The sequence below is a fragment of the Acidisphaera rubrifaciens HS-AP3 genome (assembly GCF_000964365.1).
Lineage (GTDB): Bacteria > Pseudomonadota > Alphaproteobacteria > Acetobacterales > Acetobacteraceae > Acidisphaera > Acidisphaera rubrifaciens.
Genome location: NZ_BANB01000853.1, coordinates 1 through 3369, shown reverse-complemented (window position 1 = coordinate 3369; position 3369 = coordinate 1). Strand labels below are relative to the sequence as shown.

Sequence of the window (3369 nt, the reverse complement as noted above, 5' to 3'; positions counted from 1 at the left end):
GCACGCAGCCCGCCGCCAGCGCCGTGAACGCCACCGCCGCGAGGCCCGCCCAGACGCCCCGCCGCGCCGCCACCCGTCGCATCCGATCCCGCGCCGCTCCGGCCATCGCCGTCCACCTTTGCCGCTTCGTCATCAGCCCACGCTGGCCTTGTCGGCGCCCGCGCGCCAAGCTGGATGTGGACGGCAAACAATAAGGCTTTGGGGGAGGACGCAATGGACAAGCACGCGATCGACGCGCTGCTCGGCGGCGCGGTGGCGGCGGGCGCGGCGCCCGGCGTGGTGGCGCTGGCGGCGGACCGCAACGGGACGATCTACGAGGGCGCCTTCGGCCACCGGGTGTCCGGGGGCGACGCGCCGATGACGCTCGATACCGTTCTGTGGATCGCCTCGATGACCAAGGCGGTCACGTCGGTCGCGGCGTTGCAGCTCGTCGAGGCGGGACGGCTCAAGCTCGACGCGCCGATCGCCGAGGTGCTGCCCGAGCTTGGCCAGATGCAGGTGCTGGAGGGACATGACGCCGACGGGACGCCCCGGCTGCGTCCGGCGCGGGGCGCGATCACGCTGAAGCACCTGCTGACCCACACCGCCGGCTTTGCCTACGACATCTGGAACCCCGATCTCGGCCGCTACATGGAGGCCAACGGGATTCCGGGCATCATCTCCTGCATGGATGCCGCACTGCGCGTGCCGCTGATCTTCGATCCCGGCGCGCGCTGGGAATACGGCATCAACATCGACCATATCGGCAAGGCGGTGGAACGCGTCACCGGCCGGCGCCTGGGCGATTATTTCCGCGAGCACATCACCGGCCCGCTCGGCATGCACGACACCGCGTTCCGCATCACGCCGGCGATGCGCGCGCGCAAGGCGCCGATCCATGTCCACAACCCGGACGGCGGCGGTCTGGTCGCGACCGACATCGAGATCACGCAGGAGCCGGAGTTCGAGATGGGCGGCGGCGGCCTGTACTCGACGCTGCCCGACTATCTCCGCTTCGCGCGGATGCTGCTGTCGGGCGGCACGCTGGACGGGGTGCGCATCCTGTCGCCGGAGATGACGGCGGCGGCGCTGCGTAACCAGACGGCGCCGATCGCCGTCGGCATGCTGCACACCGCCATGCCGGCCTATTCGGCCGACGCGGAGTTCTTTCCCGGCCTGAAGAAAAGCTGGGGGCTGGTCGGCATGGTGAACGACGAACGGGCGCCGACCGGCCGCTCGCCGGGGGCCATCGCCTGGGCCGGCCTCGCCAACACGTTCTGGTGGGTCGATGCGCCGCGCGGAATGTGCGCGGTATTCGGCACCCAGGTGCTGCCGTTCGGCGACCCGCCGATCATCGACACGCTGGAGCGCTACGAGGCGGCGCTGCTGAACTGATCCGTCGCGGCCCCGGGCGAGGCCGCGTCCCTATTCCGCCATCCGCCAGGGTGACCGGTTGGACCAGGTGGCGAGCGCCGCCTTGGCCCAGCCGGTCGTTTTGTCGGTGTGGCAGAGGGTGCAGGGGTTGGGGATGCCGAGACTCTCGGTCTCCGCCGGCGTGATGAACCTGAACGTGTGCGCGTGGACCATGACCTTGCCCAGCGTCTCCTCGACCTTCGGCATGTGGCAGGCCACGCACTGGCTGCCGGCGCTGTCGATGCGGTGATGGGTATGCGCCTCGATGCTCGGGGCGAGGGGACCCGTCGTCGTGTTGGCCGCATGACAGGTCAGGCAGAGCGTGTTGCCCCTGGCCCGCAGCATCGCCGGATTGTCGCTCCCGTGCGGATCGTGGCACGAGAAACACGTCACGCCGCGCGTGTACATGAGGCTCTGCACGAAGTCGTTTCCCTGCATCCGGTTCTTGTGCGCGGTGCCGTCGGGGAAATGCGTGAAGGTGAGGGTGCCGAGCTTGTGCTCCTCCAGCTGCCAGAAATCGGCGAGCCGCAGTCCCTGATGAAACCCGACCGGCCAGTCGTAGTAAGTGCCGCCGATCGGATTGCCCGGCGGTCGTCCCTGCGAGTGGCAGCGTATGCAGGTATCGCTCGCGGCGACGTAGTCGAGCCGGGCGGGGTTGATGATGTTGGCCTTGGTCGGCCGGGCGACATGGGCGCTGCCGGCGCCGTGACACGCCTCGCAGCCGACGTTCCATTCGGTGGGCGTCTTGGTCCGGATGTCGTAGTTGACCGAATGGCAGCCGTCGCATAGCGGCCCGGTGGGCCGCTGCATGTTGTCCTTGGGATAGAACGCGGCCCACCAGTCGGCGTTGTCGGGCACGTGATAGGGCAGCCACCGCTTGTTGGTGATGTCCCACTGCGCCGGCAGCGGGAAGAAATCCGTCCCGCGTCGGGTGAAGTAGCGCTGCTTCCACACGCTGCCGTAGACAAAGGCGATGTCGCCCCGCGTGAAGGTCAGCACCGGGTCGGGCTTGTCGAGATCGGGGATGATCGCGTCGGGATGGACGCGCGGGTCACGCACCACGTTCGCCATGCGCGTCGTGGACCAGCGGCTGTAGATCGCCTGATGGCAGCCGCGGCACGCGGCGGAACCCACGAAGTGCGCGCCCGCCACCGATTCCGGGCGGTCTGGCATCCGGCCCGCCGTCAGCGGCAGATGACGCAGGAAGGTCACGAGCTGCCAGATCTGCGTGTCCGCGAGGTCCCAGGCCGGCATCGCCGTGTTGCGTATGCCGTCGCGGATATAGGCGAAGGCCTGCCCGTCGGTGAGAGTCGGCATCAGCCCGTGCAGCGAGGGGACGCGCGGATAGACGTTCGCGCCGATCACGGTGTGTCCGCGGCCGTCGAAGCCGTGACAGGTGGCGCATTTGTCCTGGAACAGCGTGGCACCGGCGGCGATGACGGCCTCGTCGGCCGGCAACGGGTCGGCGCGCGCCGCGTCCCGCGCCGGCACGCTGTGGCGCAGCAGCCACGTGGCGGCCGCGACCTCGATGGCCGGCGGCGTCGGTCGGGCGCTGAACAGGCCCGGCAGCGCGAATTGATAGAGTGCCGCGCCCGCCCCGGCCAGAACGGCGACGACCAGCGCTGCGATGAGCGGGAGCCGAGTTCGCATGACGGTTCCACCCGGGGGCGCGATCACCGGACGTTACCGCTGAGCCGCGTGTGCGGCCAAGCTTACGGTGGGTGGGAGGCGATCGGGACAGGGAGCGTCGCGGGCGCCGGCGAGGCGCGGCGTCGACCGAATGGTCGGAGTGAGAGGATTCGAACCTCCGGCCCCTGCGTCCCGAACACAGTGCTCTACCAGGCTGAGCTACACTCCGGCCGGCGCGGCGTATACGCCGGGGCCGCCCGTGGTGCAACGGGGGGCGGCGACGCGGATCGTCGGTGCCGGCGCGGCGGAGAGGCCCTAAAGGCGCTCCGGCTCCGCGTCCTGCGCGGC

2 protein-coding genes and 1 tRNA gene are annotated in these 3369 nt (G+C 70.0%); 1 reads left to right on the top strand and 2 read right to left on the bottom strand.

Translation table 11 applies throughout. The features are described 5' to 3' along the window. The first annotated feature begins 213 nt into the window (after positions 1 to 213). A complete protein-coding gene (locus tag B8460_RS18500; RefSeq protein ID WP_048863096.1) occupies positions 214 to 1374 on the top strand; it encodes a serine hydrolase domain-containing protein in 1161 nt (386 codons plus the stop codon). 30 nt (positions 1375 to 1404) lie between these two features. Here the strand turns inward: B8460_RS18500 and B8460_RS18495 are convergent, their stop codons facing one another. Next, positions 1405 to 3042 (bottom strand): cytochrome c3 family protein, encoded by a 1638-nt coding sequence (locus B8460_RS18495; protein ID WP_084623901.1) that lies wholly within the window; start codon positions 3040 to 3042, stop codon positions 1405 to 1407. A 131-nt stretch (positions 3043 to 3173) separates the two neighbouring features. Further along, positions 3174 to 3250: transfer RNA gene (locus B8460_RS18490), tRNA-Pro, on the bottom strand. Positions 3251 to 3369 lie beyond the last annotated feature (119 nt).

Bases quoted from the DNA above. Each gene is read 5' to 3' on its own strand.
- B8460_RS18495 (WP_084623901.1), bottom strand. From the start codon at position 3,042: ATGCGAACTCGGCTCCCGCTCATCGCAGCGCTGGTCGTCGCCGTTCTG.
- B8460_RS18500 (WP_048863096.1), top strand. From the start codon at position 214: ATGGACAAGCACGCGATCGACGCGCTGCTCGGCGGCGCGGTGGCGGCG.